Annotated in this window: 17 protein-coding genes; 2 read left to right on the top strand and 15 right to left on the bottom strand. The window is 26.2% G+C overall.

The window, feature by feature from the left end; translation table 11 throughout:
• The 6 genes from adhE to B5D11_RS12095 form a co-directional block, all read right to left on the bottom strand.
• Positions 1-2,584: bifunctional acetaldehyde-CoA/alcohol dehydrogenase (gene adhE / locus B5D11_RS12120; protein ID WP_078683276.1), on the bottom strand; the 2,584-nt coding region annotated here is incomplete at its 3' end.
• Positions 2,585-2,669: 85 nt separating this feature from the next.
• A complete protein-coding gene (locus tag B5D11_RS12115; RefSeq protein ID WP_078683275.1) occupies positions 2,670-3,632 on the bottom strand; it encodes a serine hydrolase in 963 nt (320 codons plus the stop codon).
• Positions 3,633-4,076: 444 nt separating this feature from the next.
• On the bottom strand, positions 4,077-5,222 hold the full coding sequence (gene thiI / locus B5D11_RS12110) for a tRNA uracil 4-sulfurtransferase ThiI (RefSeq protein ID WP_078683274.1): 1,146 nt from the start codon (positions 5,220-5,222) through the stop codon (positions 4,077-4,079).
• Entirely contained in the window at positions 5,219-6,358 is a 1,140-nt protein-coding gene (locus B5D11_RS12105) for a cysteine desulfurase family protein (RefSeq protein ID WP_078683273.1), read from the bottom strand. Before B5D11_RS12105 ends, thiI begins: the two co-directional genes overlap by 4 nt.
• 117 nt (positions 6,359-6,475) lie before the next feature.
• Positions 6,476-7,243 carry a prolipoprotein diacylglyceryl transferase gene (lgt, locus tag B5D11_RS12100; protein ID WP_078683272.1) on the bottom strand — a complete coding sequence of 256 codons (768 nt, stop codon included), beginning with the start codon at positions 7,241-7,243 and terminating at the stop codon, positions 6,476-6,478.
• Between the two features lie 16 nt (positions 7,244-7,259).
• Positions 7,260-7,961: a phosphatase PAP2 family protein gene (locus B5D11_RS12095; RefSeq protein WP_078683271.1), complete on the bottom strand. Its 702-nt coding sequence runs from the start codon at positions 7,959-7,961 to the stop codon at positions 7,260-7,262.
• 569 nt (positions 7,962-8,530) lie between these two features.
• Here B5D11_RS12095 and B5D11_RS12090 point away from each other — a divergent pair.
• The gene (locus B5D11_RS12090; protein ID WP_164850213.1) at positions 8,531-9,532 is read left to right on the top strand and encodes an alpha/beta hydrolase; all 1,002 of its coding nucleotides are present in this window, start codon (positions 8,531-8,533) and stop codon (positions 9,530-9,532) included.
• 261 nt (positions 9,533-9,793) lie between these two features.
• Here B5D11_RS12090 and B5D11_RS13010 read toward each other — a convergent pair whose 3' ends face one another.
• Both B5D11_RS13010 and B5D11_RS12085 read right to left on the bottom strand, forming a co-directional pair.
• Entirely contained in the window at positions 9,794-9,922 is a 129-nt protein-coding gene (locus B5D11_RS13010; RefSeq protein WP_265936974.1) for a hypothetical protein, read from the bottom strand.
• 35 nt (positions 9,923-9,957) lie between these two features.
• Positions 9,958-10,827, bottom strand: a complete 870-nt coding sequence (locus B5D11_RS12085) for an SDR family oxidoreductase (RefSeq protein WP_078683269.1) — start codon at positions 10,825-10,827, stop codon at positions 9,958-9,960.
• Positions 10,828-11,141: 314 nt separating this feature from the next.
• On the opposite strand from B5D11_RS12085, the gene B5D11_RS12080 reads away from it, so the two are divergent.
• On the top strand, positions 11,142-11,309 hold the full coding sequence (locus B5D11_RS12080; RefSeq protein WP_078683268.1) for a CDIF630_02480 family spore surface protein: 168 nt from the start codon (positions 11,142-11,144) through the stop codon (positions 11,307-11,309).
• Between the two features lie 88 nt (positions 11,310-11,397).
• Here B5D11_RS12080 and B5D11_RS12075 read toward each other — a convergent pair whose 3' ends face one another.
• From B5D11_RS12075 to B5D11_RS12045, 7 genes are all read right to left on the bottom strand, one after another.
• Complete coding sequence (locus B5D11_RS12075; RefSeq protein ID WP_242942293.1) at positions 11,398-12,552, bottom strand: S1C family serine protease; 1,155 nt, start codon at positions 12,550-12,552, stop codon at positions 11,398-11,400.
• A gap of 246 nt (positions 12,553-12,798) precedes the next feature.
• A complete protein-coding gene (locus B5D11_RS12070; RefSeq protein ID WP_078683266.1) occupies positions 12,799-14,058 on the bottom strand; it encodes a D-alanyl-D-alanine carboxypeptidase family protein in 1,260 nt (419 codons plus the stop codon).
• Positions 14,059-14,203: 145 nt separating this feature from the next.
• Positions 14,204-14,899, bottom strand: coding sequence for a response regulator transcription factor (locus B5D11_RS12065; RefSeq protein WP_078683265.1), 696 nt, complete (start codon positions 14,897-14,899; stop codon positions 14,204-14,206).
• Positions 14,877-16,343 (bottom strand): sensor histidine kinase, encoded by a 1,467-nt coding sequence (locus B5D11_RS12060; RefSeq protein WP_078683264.1) that lies wholly within the window; start codon positions 16,341-16,343, stop codon positions 14,877-14,879. Before B5D11_RS12060 ends, B5D11_RS12065 begins: the two co-directional genes overlap by 23 nt.
• A gap of 9 nt (positions 16,344-16,352) precedes the next feature.
• The gene (locus B5D11_RS12055) at positions 16,353-17,105 is read right to left on the bottom strand and encodes an ABC transporter permease (RefSeq protein ID WP_078683263.1); all 753 of its coding nucleotides are present in this window, start codon (positions 17,103-17,105) and stop codon (positions 16,353-16,355) included.
• Positions 17,092-17,817, bottom strand: a complete 726-nt coding sequence (locus B5D11_RS12050; protein WP_078683262.1) for an ABC transporter ATP-binding protein — start codon at positions 17,815-17,817, stop codon at positions 17,092-17,094. Before B5D11_RS12050 ends, B5D11_RS12055 begins: the two co-directional genes overlap by 14 nt.
• 77 nt (positions 17,818-17,894) lie before the next feature.
• Positions 17,895-19,139 (bottom strand): hypothetical protein, encoded by a 1,245-nt coding sequence (locus tag B5D11_RS12045; protein ID WP_143327708.1) that lies wholly within the window; start codon positions 19,137-19,139, stop codon positions 17,895-17,897.
• Between the last annotated feature and the right edge of the window lie 381 nt (positions 19,140-19,520).

Raw genomic sequence — 19,520 nt, 5'->3', positions numbered from 1 at the left:
TACCTTCAAAAGCATTTATATACATTTGTTTTATTTCACTTATTAAAGGATATCTTGGATTTGCTCCAGTACATTGATCGTCAAAAGCTTGTTCTGACATCTCATCTAAAGTAGCATAGAATTTTCTTTCTGAAACTCCAGCGTCCTTAATTGTTTTAGGTATATTCACTTTATCTTTTAATTCATCTATTGCTGCAATTAATCTTTCTATTTTTTCATCTTCAGTATTTCCACCAAGTCTTAAATAATCTGCTATTTGAGCATATCTCCACTTTGCATTTGGATATTTATATTGTGGAAATGCAGCTTGTTTTCTTGGATTATCTACTGCATTAAATCTTATAACTTCATCTATTAATAAAGCATTTGCAACACCATGTGGTATATGATGCATTGCTCCAAGTTTATGCGCCATTGAATGACATACTCCTAGAAAAGCATTTGCAAAAGCCATTCCTGCCATTGTTGATGCGTGTGCCATTTTTTCTCTTGCTTTTACATTTGTAGTTCCTTCATTATAAGCTTGTGGAAGATATTTAAATATTAATCTTATAGCTTCTAATGCAAGGCCATTTGTATACTCTGACGCAAGCACTGATACATATGCTTCTATAGCATGTGTTAAAGCATCTATTCCTGATGCTGCTGTTAATCCTTTTGGCATCTTCATCATAAGTTCTGCATCTACTATTGCCATATCTGGTGTTAATTCATAATCTGCTAATGGATACTTTACTCCTGTTGTTTCATCTGTTATAACTGCAAATGGTGTTACTTCTGATCCTGTTCCTGCTGAAGTTGGAATAGCAACCATTGTAGCTTTTTCTCCCATTTTAGGGAATGTATATACTCTCTTTCTTATGTCCATAAATCTCATTGCTAAATCTTCAAATCTTACTTCTGGATGTTCATATAATACCCACATTATTTTTGCTGCATCCATTGGTGAGCCTCCGCCTAATGCTATTATTGTATCTGGCTTAAAGCTCTTCATTTCTTCAGCACCTTTTCTTGCAGTTCCTAATGTTGGATCTGGTGCAACATCAGAGAATATCTTAAAGTCTATACCATTTTCTTCAAGAACTTTTGTAACTATATCTACAAATCCTAATTCATAAAGAACTTTATCTGTTACTATAAATGCCTTTTTCTTACCCATATCTTTTAATTCTTTTAATGCTACAGGAAGGCATCCATATTTAAAATAAACTTTTTCAGGAACTCTAAACCAAAGCATATTTTCTCTCCTCTCAGCTACACTCTTAATATTTAATAAGTGTTTAACTCCTACGTTTTCTGATACAGAGTTACCTCCCCAGCTTCCGCAGCCAAGAGTTAGAGATGGAGCTAACTTAAAGTTATATATATCTCCTATAGCACCTTGTGATGAAGGCATATTTATTATAGTTCTACCAGTTTTCATTACAGAACCAAATTTAGCAATTCTGTCTTTGCATTTAACTTGATCTGTATATAAAACTGATGTATGCCCAAATCCTCCAAGTTCTATAATTTTTACTGCAATATCAAGAGCTTCTTCAAAATTTTTAGCTCTATACATAGCTAATATAGGTGAAAGCTTTTCATGAGCAAAAGCTTCTTTTAAATCTACATTTTCAACTTCACCTATTAATACTTTGTAATTTTCTGAAATTTCAATTCCTGCCATATTTGCAATTTTATATGCCGGCTGCCCAACTATAGCTGAATTTAATTGGAAATTTTCTTTTAAAATTACATTTCTGACTTTATCTATCTCGCTTTCTTTAAGTATATAAGCTCCTCTTTCAATAAATTCTTCTTTAACTTCATCATAAACCTCATCCATTACTATAACTGTTTGTTCTGATGCACATATAACACCATTATCAAAAGTTTTTGAAAGAAGTATAGAACTTACAGCCATCTTTATGTGTGCTGTTTCATCTATAATTGCTGGAGTATTCCCAGATCCTACTCCAATAGCTGGTCTCCCAGAAGAATAAGCAGCCTTAACAAGTCCTGGGCCTCCTGTAGCTAGTATAATATCACTTTCGCTCATAAGTGTATGAGTCATATCTAAAGTAGGCTCATCTATCCAGCCTATTATATTTTTAGGTGCACCTGCTTTTACAGCAGCTTCTAAAACTATTTTAGCAGCTTCTATTGTAGATTTTTTTGCTCTTGGATGTGGTGAAAATATTATTCCATTTCTTGTTTTTAAAGCAATTAGAGCTTTAAAAATAGCTGTTGAAGTAGGATTTGTAGTTGGTATAACTGCTGCAACAACTCCTATAGGTTCTGCTACTTTTACTATACCAAATGATTCATCTTTTTCTATAACTCCACAAGTCTTTTCATCTTTATATTGATTATATATATATTCGGATGCAAAATGATTTTTTATAACCTTATCTTCGACTATACCCATACCAGTCTCTTCAGCTGCCATCTTTGCTAAATATATTCTTGCATTATTAGCCGCCATAGCTGCCTGCCTAAAAATTTCATTTACTTCTTCCTGAGAATATTGGGAAAATTTTTTTTGAGCTTCTCTTACTTCTTTAATTTTATTCATTAATTCATCAATATTAGTTACAGACATTATTTACACCTCTTTAATCATAGATTTCAACTATTTTATTATGTGTAAATAATATCTTTTATATTATAAATTTTATATTATTTCCTTAATTATTATGCACTTCATATAGCATTTTATTAATTTGTGCAATAGTTTCTTCAGCATTTTCTAATCCTTCTGTATAAACTGCAATAATATATGGATTTTTAGCATATACTATTCCAACATCATTAACAAAAGCTCCATAATTTCCTATTTTATGAGCAACAATATCTTGTGGTACATACTTATCTAATCTATCATGGAATACAGTTTTTTTCATAATTTCTATAAGCCTTGTATAATATTCATTATTGTCCTTATTTTCATATAATTGTTTTAAAAAAGTTAATTCTTCATTAGGAGTTACTGTATTTTGAGTAGGTACAGTATGTCCAACTTTTAAGCCAAAACGTCTCTTCATCTCTGATCTGCCTATAGTTTTAATAATCATTCTTGTAGCAATATTATCAGAATATATTATGCTATAATCGCTTAAAGTTTGAATAGCAATAGGTTTTGTTTTATCCTTTTGCTGCAAAATGCCCGTTCCGCCTTCATAATCAGTACTTGCATTATACTTTACTGTTTGATTGATATTTAATTTACCTTCTTTTATCATATCAAATAAAACCATGTTCATTTGAACCTTTACTGTACTGGCTGCATTATAATATTTATCTCCATTTATAGAAAAACTTTTACCACTTTTAATATCATAATAAGCAAGTCCTACTTTTGAAGCTTTTGTACCTAAATATTCTTTTATATCATTTTCAACTTTTTTTATTTGTTCCTGCCATTTCTGTTCTTCAATCCTTTTTTGTTCATCAAGTTTTCTTTGCTCTTCAATCTTTTTTTGTTCTTCTATTTTTTTCTGTTCTTGATCTTGATTAAATATTGATATTTTATCTTCAATTGTACTTTTTGCTTTTAAATCATTAAAATATTTATATCCTCCATAAGCAAATACTCCAGCTAATATAACAATAATGAGAAAATTTATATTTTTTTTAAATTTCTTTTTCACTCTTTACCTCCTTATTTATAACTAACAATTAGACCTTTGCAAAATTTTAATTCATTGAATTTAAAGGGTTCCAAATACTAATATAGATGTTTTTTCATCAACTTTTTGATTAAAACTGTATCAATTTATATAAGGAATTCAACTTAAGCCTTTAAATACTGCACTACCATTTTGCAATCATCTATATAACTAACAATAAATAGAGTATATAAATAAAAAAAGTCATACATAAATTTAAGAAAAACTTCTATAAATTATTTTTATTTATAAAATTACAAATACCAAAGCTTTAAAGTTTAATTAATTCATCTAGTAAAATAATAATATTATTTTTGTAATATAAAATATATTATTTATATTATTATTTTACTAGATTACATTTAGTTTTTATGTTAGATATCTAAAAATATATGTTAATTTTAATAAAACTACTTTAAAACAATTTTATAAATTATATATTTCAACATTGTTTACAGCTTCTTCTACTAATCTTTCAACTTCAAGTTTTGTTTCTTCTTTAACTATTTTATCTAAAACAGGTTTTGTTTTTGGATGCTTTGGTACAAATATAGTACAGCAATCTTCGTAAGGAAGTATTGATGTTTCATAAGTTCCTATTTTCCTGGATATGTCCATTATATCCTGTTTATCCATAGCAATAAGAGGTCTAAAAACCGGCCTATCTGCCACATCTGTGCTTACTATAAGTCCTTCCATAGTTTGACTTGCTACCTGACCTATGCTTTCTCCTGTAGTTACTGACTGAATTTTTAATTTTTCAGCTAGAATGCAAGCTATTCTCATCATAAATCTTCTCATTATTATAGTTAATTCATCTTCTCTGCAATTTTCTATAATGGACATCTGTATATCTGTAAAGGGAACTACATAAAGTGTAGTACTTCCTGTAAAATTACTAAGTATTGCTGCTAACTGCTTAACTTTTTCTTTTGCTCTTTCACTAGTATATGGATGACTGTGGAAATAAACGCAGCTTACCTCCACACCTCTTCTTGCCATCATATAACCTGCTACTGGAGAATCTATCCCTCCTGAAAGCATAAGCATTGTACTTCCATTCATTCCATATGGAAGCCCTCCAACTGCTTTTATTCTTTTAGAATAAACATAAGCCTTTTCTCTTATTTCTACATTTATTATACATTCTGGTTTATTTATTTTAACTGAAACATTTGGAACATTTTTTAAAATATATGCTCCTACTTCTCTGCTTATATCCATAGATGTCCCTGGAAATTTTTTATTTGCTCTATTAGTTTCTACTTTAAAATTTAATGGATTACTTTCTTTAATTTCCTCTACAGCTTGCTTTTTTATTTCTTCCATAGAAGCCTCAACTTCTGTAACTATGCAAATTTCAGAAATACCAAAAACCTTAATAACTTTATCTATAATTTCTTCTATGTCTTCTGAATAAATAAACCATCTCCCCTGGTCTATTACAAATTCGTAATCTGTATCTTCAAGAACTTTTTTAATATTCTCTTTTAACTTTTTTTCAAATTTATTTCTGTTTAATCCTTTAAGAAATATCTCTGGTGCATACTTTACTAAAATTAATTTTCTCATACTCTAACTCTCCTTAAAAACTTTAGTGACTTATCAAGCACATCTATAGTATAATCAACTTCATCTTTTGTGTTATATTCACAAAAACTAAAACGTATAGTTCCTTTTATTTCTTTTTCATTAAGATTAATTGCCTTTAAAACATGACTATCTTTAGTATCTTTAGAGGAGCAAGCTGAACCTGTAGAAACATAAATATTAGCTTCTTCTAAAAGATGAAGAAGTACTTCAGCTCTAACTCCTATAAAAGAAACACTTAATATATAAGGCGAAAAATCTTCTGTTAATGGACTATTTATTTTAATTTTTTCGAAATGAGAAAGCTTTTCTATAAAATACTTTTTTAATTCCTGAACTTTATTAAAATTTTCTTTTCTATATTTATACATAATTTCAGAGGCTTTTGCAAAACCAGCTGCTGCAGCTACATTTTCTGTACCTGAACGAAAATTTCTTTCCTGCCCTCCTCCAAATATAAGAGGTTTAGGCATAAGTCCTTTTCTTATATATGCAAAACCTATACCTCTAGGGCCATGAATTTTATGTCCACTTGAAGACATTAAATCAATTTTGCACTTTTGTACATCTATTTTATATTTGCCATAGCTTTGTACAGCATCTACATGAAATTTTATTTTGCTGCTTTTTTCTTTTATAATGTTTCCTATTTTTTCAATTTCTTGTACTGTTCCTATTTCATTATTTACATGCATTATACTTACAACTGAAGTATCCTTATTTATAGCATCTTCAAGTTCTTTTAAATTTATTTTACCATTTTGATCTACATTTAAATATGTAACTTTTATTTTTGATTTTTCTAAATCCTTACACAAATTAATTACGCTCGGATGTTCTATTTTAGTAGTAATTATATGTGAATTTTCACCTGCAAAACCTCTAATAAGAAAGTTATTACTTTCACTCCCTCCAGAAGTAAATATAATTTCATCTTTGCTGCAATTTAAAGTTTTAGCTATAATTTCTCTACTTTCATTAAGCTTTTTTTCAGCTTTTATACCTAAATTGTAAGCAGAAGATGGATTTGCATAAAAATTTCTCATAGTGTCCCCAACTACTTCAATAACTTCTTCATAAGGCTTAGTAGTCGCACTATTATCAAAATATACTTCCATTATATCACTTCCTAAAATTTATTTATTAAATTAAAGCATCTTAAAACAGAACACTCTATTTTAAGATGCTAAATCTTTAAATTATACAATAACTATAATACAATTTTATTTTTATAATTACAACATATTTTTTCTTTTGTTACATGTAAAAAAGATATATACAAGCCAAACCAATATACCTAATAAACTTATTAATTGAGCTACTCTTATAGAACCAAGCATTAAACTATCTGTCCTTAATCCTTCAATAAAAAATCTGCCTAAAGAATATAACCCTATATAGCTAAAAAATATTAACCCATCTTTTTTGGTTTTTCTTAATAATATTATAAGTATAATAAATATAAATATATTCCATAAAGATTCATACAAAAAAGTAGGATGATAATAATGTCCTTCAATATACATTCCCTTTTGTATAAAAGTTGGGAAATGTCTTATAAATTCTAAAGATACTTCTCTTCCATAAGCTTCTTGGTTAAAAAAATTTCCCCATCTTCCTATTGCTTGAGCCAAAATTATAGAAGGTGCTGCTGCATCAGCATAACTTAAAAAATTAAGATTTTTCTTCTTGGTATATAAATAAGCAGAAAATAACGCAAAAATTATACCCCCATGGATAGCTAATCCGCCCTGCCTAATATTTATAATTTCTAAAGGATATTTTGCATAATAGTAAAGATTAAAAATAACATAATATAATCTAGCACCAATTACTGCAAAAGGAAATGCAATAAGTACAATATCAATCATATTATCGTAATTTATATTTTTTATTTTGCAGCTTTTAGAAGCTATTAAAATACCAATTATCATTCCAATTGATATAAGAACTCCATACCATCTTATAGGTATTCCAAAAATATAAAAAGCAATTGGGTTCATAAATTTCCTCCATTTGTTAATCATTTATTTCTAAAATTTCATTAGATTTTAAATTAAGTAATTTTTTTATTAAATTTAATATTTTATAATAATAAGCATTTACAAATCTAAAAATTATGTCCGCATACAAAATTCCACCAAATATATCCAATATTACATGCTGTTTAACAAATAATGTGGATAATATAATCAATATAGAAATAATTGAAATTATAGAAACGTTTATTTTATTTTTACAATTACTTGCACAAATTGATTTTATCATAAGAAAACTCGTTAATACATGAATACTGGGAAAACAATTGTAAGGATTATCATTTTTATATATCATCATTACAAGTTTAGTTAAAATATCAGTTCCTGTAATTTCTGGTCTAGGTACAGTAGTTTGAAAAAATAGAAAAGTTATATAAGCGGCAATAAGACCTAAATTATAACTTATTACTGTTTTAACAAATGTTTCTTTATCTTTATAGCATATATAAGCCATAGTAAAAAATATAAATGCATACCAAGCTATATAAGGAATTATAAAAATTTTTATAAAAGGTATAGCCATATCAAATTTAGTAACTAAACTATTAGCTTCTTTGTTAAAATTATTTAATATAACATAAAATATATTTAAAGGTACTATAGATAAAATAATACTAAAGCTCAATATATATTCTTTAAAATTTTTTATTTTTAAATTATCTTTTTTAATGATTTTTTGCATATTTTTCCCCCCCTTATTTTTTAGTTAGTGTAAAGTTTTACACTATTTTTTAAATTTAATGCTTATATATAAAGTGTTACATAGTTTTTTAAAATAAAAAAACAATAAATTTTTAATCTAAATTAATTATAAAATGTATATATAATATAAACAAGTTTGTTTATATATTGTTTTTAAAATATTAAAAATTCTTAATTCATCTGATTTTTGTAGACATCAAACATAAAAATTAAATACAGTATAATAAAATAATAATCTAAACATAGAATATTTTCTATTATTTTATCTAAGTAGAGAGGATTATTATTTTACTATATATACTATCTATACTAAATATATACTATACTAAGCTTTTAATAATTGGGATATATTTAATAATATAAATTATTATATAATTATATTAATATACAAATATTAATAATGATACAACTATATTTAAATTTATTAATTTATTGTACTTTTCTTCCAACAATCCCAAAATAAATTTGTATAAAAAATATAAAAACTATTCATTTAGCATCATTTTAATGTTAAAATGTAAATTGATTGATTATAACAAGGGTGGTTATATGAATATAGAGTTACAATTTACATCTTTAAAAAATGAACAAAGAAAAAAGAAAAAAAAATTACCTAGAAAAATATTTGATATATTTATTATAGTTTTTATATTAATTAATTCTTTAGGATTATATATAGGTAACATTTTATATAAGCAGACTTTTGAAATAAATACAAGAGAAGAACTTGACCAAATGGAAAAGTATAAAAATACTTTTAATGAAGTAAGATATAATAGCCTTGAAAAAGAAAGTATATCTATTGCTTCTAGAAATAATTATAGGTTATATGGTACATTTATTAAAAATGGGAAAGAAACTAAAAATACCGTTATAATTTTACATGGACTTTCAGGAAGTCGATGGACTGCTATGAAATATGCTGATATGTATTTAGATAAAGGATTTAATGTATTTGTATATGATGGAAGAAATCACGGATATAGTAAAGGAAATAATACAACCTATGGTTTTTTTGAAAGTGATGATTTAGATAAAATTATAGATTTTATATATAAAAAAAATAACGGTGGAATTATTGGAGTTCATGGTGAGGACATAGGTGGAGTCGCTGCCCTACTTCAAGCTAAAAAAAATGAAGATAAAAAAATTGTAAGTTTTTATGTAGTAGATAGTGCTTTTTCTGATTTAAATGAATATTTTACATTAAAATTTAAAAATAAGTATAATCTAAAATATAAATTTTTAATTAAGCCTTTTATATTTTATCTAGATGAGATAAATAGAATTAAAAATGGCTTTTATTTAAACGAAGTTTCACCTATAAATATTTTAAAAGAAATAAAAACTCCTATTATGTTTATACATGGTTCAAACGATAGTGTAGTCCCAAAATCTATGGCAGAAGATATGTATAATGTAAAAGAAAATAATAAAAAAATTTATATAGTACCAAATTCTGAACATGGAGAAACTTATTTTACAGATGAAGATGAATACACTCAAAAAGTTAATGAATTTATAGATTCAGTACTTTTAAAAAGTAATTAAAAATTTAATTATTATTAAAAAGTATTTAAAAAAATACAAATTTAAAAATTATCGTTTATATATAGTGACCAATATTTATTTTTATGAGATAATTATAAAATTTAATACTAAAAATAAGTTTAAAAACCAATTTAAAAACTAAATAAATATTATCTAATTTAATACTAAAAACCATGCATAAAAAGTATATTTTTTATGCATGGTTTTATATTCACTTAAAATATTTATATTTTTATTTTCTATATATTCTTTATATTATTTTTATACCTTAGGTAATCCTTTAACTGGTTTACTTGAATCTGGTTTTACTTCTAAAGTTATAGGATTAGCTCTTTTATCATTTGTTGTTTTATTATCATTTCTTCGCTTCTTTTCTGACTTTGAAACCATAAAAAATCCCTCCTATCATATCTTTATATATTATTTTAGGCATTAATTATTTCTCCACCATTTACATGAATAGTCTCTCCGCTTATATAAGTAGAACTATCAGATGCTAAAAATACATAAGCTGGTGCTAATTCTACAGGCTGACCTGGTCTTTTAAAAGTAGAATTACTTCCAAATTCAGAAACTTCCTGCTTACTAAAAGACGCTGGTATAAGAGGAGTCCAAATAGGACCTGGCGCTACTGCATTTACTCTTATATTTCTACTTGAAAGAGATAATGCTAAAGAACGTGTAAATGTAGTTATAGCTCCCTTTGTTGCTGAATAGTCTATTAAAGTTTTATGTCCTTTATAAGCAGTTACTGAAGAAGTATTTATTATTATACTTCCTTCTTTCATATGTGGCAAACAAGCTTTTGTCATATAGAACATAGAAAAAATATTTGTTTTAAATGTTCTTTCAAGTTGTTCTTTTGTTATATCTTCTATGCTGTTTTGAGTATGTTGTTCTCCAGCATTATTTACAAGTATATCTATTTTATTAAAAGTGTTTATAACTTCTTTAACAGCTTCAAAGCAAAAACTTTCTTCTCCAATATCTCCTGCTATTGTTATACATTTTCTTCCTTTACTTTCAATTATTTTTTTAGTCTCTTCTGCATCCTCGTGTTCGTTTAAATAAATTATAGCTACATCTGCTCCTTCTAAAGCATAAGCTACTGACACTGCTCTTCCAATACCACTGTCTCCTCCTGTTATTATAGCTGTCTTATTTTGTAATTTATTAGAAGCTTTATAATTAGGGTCTTCAAATATTGGTCTTGGATTCATATTTTTTTCTATCCCTGGCTGTTTATCTTGCTTTTGAGCTGGTATTTTAGTTGGAAAATTTTTTAATGCATCCATTTAATTTACCTCCATAAAATCAGATTAAAATTTATAAAAAAACATAAGCTATAAAATATATTATTTATAAAATTCATCTTATTATTCAATGTAATAGTTTTACACAATTTAAAGATACTAATTATATAAATAGGCGATTGCAGAATATTAGTACAATATTGAAAGGCTTTATGCTAAGTTTCTCATATAAATTAATACAATTTTTATTAAAAAGTGGAGAAAAACATATATATTTTATTTGAAAATCGTTAAATTCAATGTATTAGAATTCTGCAAATGCCTAAATTATATAAATACGAGGAGGAATGATAAAAATGAAAAAAAATAATTATAAAAAAATTTTTTCATCAAATAATCTTGGGAAACAAGACACTGCCTCTTGGGCAAATATAGAAAAACAAAAGCCTTTATCAAATGTAGGCATTCCTAATGAAACAGAAGTTATAAATGCTAAAGAATATGTTGATTCAAATGAAAAGTAAAAAATAAAATTAAAATTTTCAAACCATTAAAAAATTCAGGCTATTGATAAAATATATATCAATAGCCTGAATATAATTTAACTTTTTATTAAAATTTAAGTTCCAAAGTTTTATTTTCTTTGTTTCTTACTATTTCTATTTTTACAACATCCCCTTCTTTATGATTATTTTTAATTTCATTTATATCATTAATTGAAGTAACTTTTTTACCATCAAATTTTACTATAACATCTCCTGCCTTTAAGCCTGCTTTTTCAGCAGAAGAAAATTCTTCTACATCTTGTATATAAACTCCTATAGGTAAATCATAATTCTTTGATATATTTTCATCAACATCAATAGCTGATATTCCAATTTTAATTAATTGTTTTGTCAAACTTTCTATTTTAGGAGTTATGGAATTTATTGGTATGGCAAATCCTAAACCTTCAACTCCATTCCCACCAAGTTTTGCAGTATTTATTCCTATAACTTTACCTTCAGAATTTACAAGAGGTCCTCCGCTGTTTCCAGGATTAATAGCTGCATCAGTTTGAATTAAAGTAAGTTTTTTATTGTCTATTTCAATTTCTCTATTAAGTGCACTTATAACTCCAGTAGTTACTGAGCCTAATAGCTCTTTCCCAAGAGGATTACCTATTGCTATTGCTAATTCACCTACTTGTAAACTGCTTGAATCTCCAAATTCTGCTACAGCAGGTACTTTAATATCATCTGTTATTTTAATTACTGCAACATCCATATTTTCATCATAATTTACAACTTTAGCATTTACTTCTTTACCTGTACTTAAAATAACTTTAACTTCTTGTGCTCCATCTATAACATGGTAATTTGTAAGTATATATCCTTCTTCATTAAAAATAACTCCTGATCCCATACCTTCTACTTCTTTTCCTTGAATTTGGAGCCCATATATATTTTCTGTAGTTATACTTTTAGTAGCTACACCTACTACTGCAGGTGATACTTTTTTTACAATTTCAGAAACCCCTGATGCTAAATTTTTAGTTGAAACAGTTGTTACAGCTGATGTAGTATTTGATGAATTACTATTTACAGTTTTGCTTAATTCGCTTTCGTTTTGAACACTTGTTTCTATACTTTTATATAATGGTGTATTTTTAAATATTGAAAAATTAGGAAGTAAATATAACGTTCCTACAGCAGCTGCACTGCCTCCTATAACTGAAAAAATAAGTCCTACAGCTATATAAGAAGTTATTTTTTTCTTTATTCCCATAATATATCCCTCCATAAAATATAATTTATTTTTCTTTCTAAATAAATGATATTTTATTTTTGTGGCAATTTAATGTAAGCTTTATTAACAAAATTAAAATAATATATGAGTATTTTTTTACGGCTTAACAGATTGTATACATTTTTAAATAAATAGCAATAAAAAAACTGTATTATAAAAAAAGAAACTGCTACGAAGCTAACTAAATAGTTAGCTTCGTAGCAGAGATCCTTTTACATTATATTTTTAGTTAAAATATATAGGTCCTCTTCTTCTTGACCTGTTTCTTTTTATTTTTAGTGTTATCATTGCTATAATAATTATTAACATTAAAATGACTAATAATGTCCCTACATAAAATATAATATTTTCTTTAAATACATCTTTTGTAGATACAGTAGTATACAATTTGTAATTTTTAACTGCTTCTCTTTCTTTTAAAGTAAAAGTACCTACAGAATTTTTAGAATTTAGATTCCATACATTAAGCTTTTCTATATTATATTCTTCTTTAGCTTCCGCTTTATTTACACTATTTTCATAATATTTTACATCATCATTAACTACAATAGGAGCTTGTATTGTTTTTTCCGGTCCAAAAAATCTAAAAAGTTTATATTTCAAAGTTTCTGTTTTTAAAGTATCACCTTTTTTATGAACAACAACAGGTTTTTGGTTATAACTCCAATCTATAATTTTTTTCATATCTTCAAAAACAACAGAATCATTATAATCATAAGCAGATTTCATAACTACTCCAACCATTTTTCTACCATTTCTTTCGAAAAATGCCACAAGTACTCTTCCTGCAGGATCAGTGTAACCAGTTTTACCGCCTAAACATCCATCAATGCCAAGAAGTTTATTTCTATTTTCTATATCTGCCATTGCTCCAGTAGAAGTAGTTAATCTGCTTTTACTTTTAGCTAAAGTTTCTCTTACCCATTGATTTTTAAATGCTTCTCTTGCAATAACACTTAGATCATATGGTGTAGTATAGTGATTTTTATCATGAAGTCCATTAGGAGTAACAAAATGAGTATTTTTAAGTCCAAGTTTTTTTATTCTCTCATTCATTAGCTCTTCGAATTTACTGCTATCTCCACTTACACTATCTGCTATCATATAAGCTGAATCATTAGCTGAAAATATTAAAAGAGCATCCATAACATCTTGTGCTTTCATACTTTCACCAACCTGCATTTTAATAAGTGTTTTATCTATGGAATATGCTGGTTGTTCTTTTGCACTTTCTGTATACTTTATTTCATCATTTTTATTTTTATTTTCAGCAAAAAGTAAAGCAGTCAAAAGCTTTGTAGTACTAGCAGGATAATATTTATCATCTATGCCATTTGCGTATATTATCTCTCCAGTATCCATATCAATAGTTATACCTGCTTTACCTTCAATTTTAGGCATATCATTTTCTGCAGCTTTAGTATATCCAGCATTGGTAAAAATTAATACTATTGCCATAATACTGCTAATTAAAATACGTTTCATATTTGCATCTCTCCATCTTTAGATTTTTTTATACCTAAATAAGTATATCATCTAAAATATAATCGGACAAGCAATTGTAATATTTTAACATTAATAATAGGTAGCAATTTTTCACTGCTACCTATATAACTCTTTTTATAGCCATTTATACTCTAAACCTATATCCAACACCCCAAACTGTTTCAATATATTGTGGCTCTGATGGATTTAATTCAATTTTTTCTCTTATTCTTCTTATATGTACTGTAATTGTAGCATTATCCCCCATAGCATCTAGTCCCCAAATTCTTTCAAAAAGTTCTTCTCTTGTAAACACTCTATTGGGATTTTCTGCTAAATATAAAAGTAAATCATATTCTTTTTGGGCTAAAACCACTTCTTTGCCATTTACAAATACCTGCCTAGATTTTTTCCTGATTTCTAGTCCTCTTATTATAAGGATATCATTTTCTAATTTGGAATTAAATTTATTTTTAAGCCTTTCATAATTTTGAATATGAGATTTAACTCTTGCAACTAATTCTCCAGGACTAAAAGGTTTTGTTATGTAATCGTCTGCTCCTAGACTTAATCCCTTTATTTTATCAATTTCTTCTTTCTTTGCAGAAACTAATAAAACTGGTATATCTTTATGTTCATTTATTATTTTTAAAATATCAAGTCCATCTATTTTAGGCAGCATAATATCTAATATTACTAAATCATATTTATTTTCTTTTATTTCATTTAACCCTGATACTCCATCTTGGCATATTTTAACTTCAAATCCAGAAAGTTCTAAATAATCCCTTTCAAGTTCTGCAATGCTTAAATCATCTTCAATTATTAATATATTCTTCATAGTTTCCTCTACCCTCAGTTAATTTTATTAATGATATTATAATGCTTATTCCTTCATTTCCATGACTTACAGCCCAAATTTTTCCATCATGTCCTTCTACAATTTGCTTAGCAATAGCAAGGCCAAGCCCACTTCCTTTTGCACCACTTCTTGCAAAATCTGCCCTATAAAATCTATCAAATATTTTATTAATTTCAGTTTCTTTAATTCCTTTACCATTATCTCTTATTTCAACAATTACACTTGTACTAGTTTCTCTAAACTTTATAATAATTTCTCCTTGTTTTTTGTCCATGTATTTGCAAGAATTATCTATAATATTTACTATAACTCTTCTCATTCTTTCTCTATCAATCATAACGAATTGAGAACTTTTTAAATTATTTTCAAACCTTATTTTTATATTTAATTTTAAAATTTCAGGCAGCATTTCTTCAATACAAAAATTAAAGTATTCCACTATATTTGTTTTTTCAAAATTAAAAGGAAGCTGATTTAAATCAAGCTTTGAATATAAAAGCAGATCATCAATCATTAAATCTATATGTTCAGCTTTAAAATATATTGTTTTTAAATAATTTTCTATCTTTTCTTTAGTATTTGCAACTCCATCTAAAATACCTTCTACATAACCTTTTATAGAAGTTATAGGTGTTTTTAAATCATGAGAAATACTAGATATAATCATTTTACGATTATCATCATATTTCATTTTAGTATCTATAGAATCTTTAAGCTGTATTCTCATAATTTCAAAATCATGACAAAGCTCTTTTATCTCTTTGTCCCCTTCTTCAATAATTTCACAATTTAAATTTCCACTGCTAATTTCAGAAGCAGCCCTTTTAAGTGAATTAATAGGTTTTATTATTTTCATTGAAATTTCATATGACATAATTATATTTACACCTATAAAAGATATAATAAAAACTAAAACAATAACTATTAAAAACTTATTAAACCTATTACTTTTTTCAAATGGGGCTAATAAAATCACTTTTGATTTAACTCCATTTTTTAGCACTACATCTACATCTTCAATAATATAAGTTAAATTATTTATATTAATGCTTTTTTCAAAAGAATTACCTTTTAGTATTTCTTTAATTTTTTCAACATCAATTTTAGTAAACTCCTCTGGAAAGACCATATCAGAGTGTTCATCAATTATTATATATTTCCCGTTAAATTTTGAAAGGCTAGAAGATAAATATTTTTCAAAATCATCTTTTGTAATTTCATCATTTTGTTTTGGTATGCTATTTTTAATGCTAAAAAGTTCCGAGTTTATTTTAGCAAATTTTTTAATATTATTATAACTTATATCTCTATTAAAAAATGTTGAAGATATAAAAAAAATAAAAAAAGTAACAATAAAAGTTATAATAAATGGAGTTATAATTGTAACAGTATTAGAAATAAGGAGCCTTTTTTTTATATTCATGTAATCACCTTAAAAGTCTTTTTTATCAAAAAGATAATAACCTAATGTAAAAAATATTATACCATAACTTAGCATAAGCATAAATTTTCTAATAATTTTAAATATTGGCATAGGGTTTATTATCCATAATTTATACCAATCTAACATTGAAGTGAAAAGTATACCTGAATATTTTGAAAAAACTATTTCAATAATTTTAAAAATTATAAAAATAAATATTGATGTAAAGAAAACCCCTGTACCGTTTTTTATTAGATTTGTTAAAATTATAATAACTAAAGCTAATATTATCATAGGTATTAAACTTACAGTATAAGAAATTATAATATTAATAAATCCTCTTAATGTAAATGAGTTTGAATTAAATATAAATCCTGTAAGCATTGAAACAATCATTATAAAATATAAATTAAATAATATATAAATTATTATTGAAGTTAATTTTGCAGTAAAGAATTTAAACCTTGTTATAGGCCTTGTAAGTGCAATTTTCATAGTATTTTGTGAAAATTCACCTGAAAAACTGTCTATTGTTATAAGTGCTGTAAATAAAGGTAAAATAGTATTAACAATAGCAGAAAGTACAAGTATAGGAAAATTCATGTTTGAAGCACCACGAAGACCAAATCCACTTCTAAGTCCTAATATACCAGCCTGACCTATTATAATAAAAATAATTGATATTATTACTGCTACTAAAAGCTTGTTCTTTTTATAAAGTTTTTCTATTTCATTGATTAAAGCTGTATTAAATCCTGCCATTTCTTTCTACCTCGCTAACAAAATAATTTTCAAGTGAAGCATAATTATTTAAAATATTTTTAGTAGTATCTACATTAAGCATTCTCCCATTGTATAAAACTCCAATCCTATTACAAGTAAGCTCCACATCATGAATAAGATGACTAGATATAAAAAAAGTTGTTTTTTCTTCTTTTGCAAGATTTTTTATTATATTCCTCATATCAATCATTCCTTCAACATCAAGGCCATTAAAAGGCTCGTCTAATATAACCACTTCAGGTTTTGATAAAATTGCCGCCGCAATCCCTAAACGCTGTTTCATTCCAAGAGAGAATTTTCTTGGCTTTTCATTTTTATATTTGATTAATGAAGTAAGCTCTAAAACTTCATTGATTCTTTTATCATCTATATTTTTATAATATCTTGAAAATTGTTTTAAATTTTCATAAGCGGTTAAAAAAGGATATGATTCTGCTGTTTCGATAATACAACCTACATACTGCATAGCTTTTTCAAAATTTCCCAAAATACTGTAGCCATTGATTTTAACTTCACCACTGTCAGGTTTTATAAGTCCAGTCATAACTTTCATAGCTGTGGTTTTACCCGCTCCATTAGGTCCTAAAAATCCAAAAATATCTCCTTTATATATGTCTAGATTTATATCTATAATACCTCTGCCATTTTTATATTGCTTTGTTAAATTTTTTATCTCAATAACTTTTTCCATAGCTACCCCCAATAAATAATTTTATTACGGGCAGACTTAAACTTAAATCTGCCCAATATTTAATTGTTAATTTAAAACTAATCAAAAACTCTTTGGAACTGACTATTATATATTCTTGTATCAGTTTGTTTAAAAGTAAATTGTATAGAAGCTGAATAAGGATCTAATCCAAAGTATCCAGATGTATTATTATCTGCTGAACCTCCTATTTTATTAAACTCACCATTATATGGATATTCCTGAAATTTAGCTTCAAACTTAAAATCTTTCGCATTTGATAAATATTCTTCATAGCCTTTTAAATATTCTTCATGATATCTTCCTAATGCAGTATTTTTATCTATTTTTTCAACTTCAACAATTCGTTCACCTATTTTTTGGTATTTCCCATCTTTTTCTATTATTATATTATTTTTATAAGTACCAATATAAAGTTCAGGTTTTAAACTAGTACTTGGATCTGAAAATGCTTTACTTTTTTCAACTTTCTTACCAGAAGTATCAGGTTTATTAACAACTGTTGAATTAATATTAGATACTTTAAACAAAAATTCAAATGTTAAATTGTGTTCACTGCCTTTATCATCTTTGCCATATAATACTCCAGTACCTAAAGCATTTTGAATTAAGCCATTTTTATCTACAATAGTTTTACCTTTAGCTTCTTTTATAAATACATCCTTAGTTATCTTAGGTAATAAATTATCATCTGTATTGCTGTTTCTTTGCCATAAAAAATGGCTTTTAATTTGATAAGAAACCACTGCATTTATTAAACTTGGAATTTGTGCTTCACTTAAAGAAACTGATATTTCTTTACTATTATCATTATTTTCGGAGACTATAACAGAATCTTTAAGATTTCCTATAAGAGCATCTGCTATTTTTTCTAAATCCTCTGCCTCCTTTTCTTTAAAAGGATTTTTAATCCAAAAGCCTTCTTTACTATTATCCTGTTCTACTATATAGTAAATATCATCATTACTGTTATAATTTACATATCCGTTTTTATCCCTGTAATAAATTGTCTCTGTCTTTCTTTTTCCTTCTGTAGTAATTGTAGTATTCTCACAAGCATTTTTCTTTAGATCATATTTATTTACTGAATTTTGTGAAGCAATTATCTTTCCGTTATCTTTTAATACAAAAGACATATCTATGGTATAATTTGAAAGCTTATTAGTAAAACTTTCTGCTGAATATTTAACAGAATCTTTAAACTGTTCATAACCGCTTTTTGATGTTACTTCAGCAAATGCAGTTGTAGCAAAAAGCATAATCCCAACTGTAAAGCTTGTAATCATAGCTGTTTTCTTACTCATTTTCACTTATTAACATCTCCTTTTTTTAATATTGCATAGGAAAGCTTTCCATATTTTAATTATATAGTCAATATCTCTAATTTTAATAAACTAATTATTAAGAAAATATAAATTCCATTTTTCTTTTTCTAAAGAAAGTTATTTATAAATTATATAAATTCTTTATATAAATAAAAAGTCATACATAAATTAGGAAATATCCTTCTTTATGCATGACTTTTTTATAAAATTGCCTAAATACTTATTTGACTTATAGATATTAATATACTATTTTATTCTTCTTTTTTACCTTCAAAAGCATTTATATACATTTGTTTTATTTCACTTATTAAAGGATATCTTGGATTTGCTCCAGTACATTGATCGTCAAAAGCTTGTTCT

Source organism: Clostridium sp. USBA 49, from assembly GCF_900167505.1.
Lineage (GTDB): Bacteria > Bacillota > Clostridia > Clostridiales > Clostridiaceae > Clostridium_AT > Clostridium_AT prolinivorans.
This window is presented reverse-complemented; position numbering and strand designations above follow the sequence as displayed.